1 protein-coding gene is annotated in these 1,366 nt (G+C 49.1%); it reads left to right on the top strand.

The genetic code is table 11. From position 1 onward, the window contains the following. Positions 1 to 1,302 (top strand): Na+/H+ antiporter NhaC family protein (locus R8N49_RS24680; protein WP_318190162.1); only part of this gene is annotated, 1,302 nt, incomplete at its 5' end. Positions 1,303 to 1,366: the final 64 nt, after the last annotated feature.

The raw sequence follows: 1,366 nt of genomic DNA, 5'->3' as shown, positions 1-1,366 counted from the left end.
GTATTCCTTGCGCTATTTATTGGCGTAGGCACTTACTTATCTTTGCAAGGCGTGGAATTTGCCTTCTACCAGCTGCCAGCACCAATTGCGGTATTACCAGCCATCATCATTGCGTTTCTTCTCAGCAAAGAGAAACTTAACCGCTCTATCGAACATTTTATGCGTGGTGTTGGTCATCAAGACATCATCGCAATGTGCATGATCTACTTGCTTGCAGGTGCGTTTGCTGCCGTTGCAAAGGCTTCTGGCGGTGTCGATGCTACCGTAAACTTAGGTCTATCTGCCATTCCGACCAGCATGATTTTACCTGGCATTTTCATGATCTCAGCCTTCATTGCGACAGCGATGGGCACTTCGATGGGCACCATCGCTGCCGTTGCACCTGTGGCTTTGGGCATTGCTCAATCTGCAGGCATGAGCTTGCCATTAACCGCTGGTGTTGTGCTCAGCGGCGCGATGTTTGGTGATAACCTTTCTATCATCTCTGACACCACCATCGCGGCAACACGCTCTCAGGGCTGTGAAATGAAGGACAAGTTCAAAGAGAACATCCGCATTGCACTGCCTGCTGCACTGGTTGCTATGGGTATTTTTGCCTTCAATAGCACTGCGACTCAAGTGCCAGAGACTGGTCCAATTGAATGGTTAAAAGTGCTACCGTACGTCACCATTTTGATTTTGGCGGTTTCAGGGCTTAACGTATTTGTTGTGCTGACTATCGGTATTTTACTGGCGGGTGGCGTAAGCTTGGTTTCGATTGACGACTACGGTCTAACGAACCTAGCGCAAGACGTGTACAGCGGTTTTGGCAACATGCAGGAAATCTTCCTACTATCGATGCTGATTGGTGGTCTGAGTGAGTTGATGCGTCGCCAAGGCGGTCTTGCTTTCCTAACCAACTTAGTGAGCAGCATGATCCACGCGTTTGGCTCTAGCCATTCAAAACACGCGAACAGCCGCGCAAGTGAGCTAGGTATCGCGGGTTTGGTTTCTATGGTGAATGGTTGCACGGCAAATAATACGGTCGCCATCATCGTATCGGGTAGCGTGGCGCGCCAGTTGGCGGAAGAGAACAATGTCTCTCCTCGTCGCTCAGCAAGCTTGTTGGATATTTTCTCGTGCGTGGTACAAGGCATTTTGCCTTACGGCGCGCAAGTATTGTTGCTAGGCTCAGTATTTAACCTTTCTCCATTAGAAGTGGTTGCCAACTCTTACTACTGTTTCGCGCTGGCAATTGCAGCCATTGTGGCGGTGTTTATCAAACACCCAGCACGCCAACCTGCAGTGCAAACCGAAAACTAACGACAAATACCAAAAAGGCTCCGATGGAGCCTTTTTGCTTTCCGTTCTTCTTTATTTTCCTTGC

The organism is Vibrio sp. 1978 (genome assembly GCF_033344345.1).
Note: the sequence above shows the minus strand (reverse complement) of the source record. Positions and strands in the feature narration are given on the sequence as shown.